The organism is Streptomyces johnsoniae, from assembly GCF_031845565.1.
In the GTDB taxonomy this organism is placed as follows: domain Bacteria; phylum Actinomycetota; class Actinomycetes; order Streptomycetales; family Streptomycetaceae; genus Streptomyces; species Streptomyces johnsoniae.
Genome location: NZ_JAVREV010000108.1, coordinates 1 through 309, shown reverse-complemented (window position 1 = coordinate 309; position 309 = coordinate 1). Strand labels below are relative to the sequence as shown.

The following is a 309-nucleotide window of genomic DNA, read 5'->3' as shown; positions in this document are numbered from 1 at the left end:
TGTATTGACCCGCGACGTTGTTAACGCGGGTGATCGGGGGCTGGCCTTCGAGTGCGGTGTGGCAGCGATGGTAGTTGTAGGTGTGGAGGTAGTCGTTGAGGGCGGCGGTTCGTTCGCTGTTGCTGCCGTAGGGGCGAATGTAGGCCCATTCATCCAGTAGCGTCCGGTTCAGGCGTTCGACTTTGCCGTTGGTCTGGGGTCGGTAGGCGCGGGTGAGCTTGCCGGTGGCGCCGAGGTCGGCCAAGGCCTGCTTCCACAGGGTGCTTTTGCGGTAGGACCAGGCGTTGTCGGTCAGGACACGTTCGATGC

The 309-nt window shown here is 62.8% G+C and carries 1 protein-coding gene; it reads right to left on the bottom strand.

Features of this window, described 5'->3' with window-relative positions:
• A partial coding sequence (locus RM779_RS33500; RefSeq protein ID WP_311621565.1) for an integrase core domain-containing protein occupies positions 1–309 on the bottom strand: 309 nt, incomplete at both ends.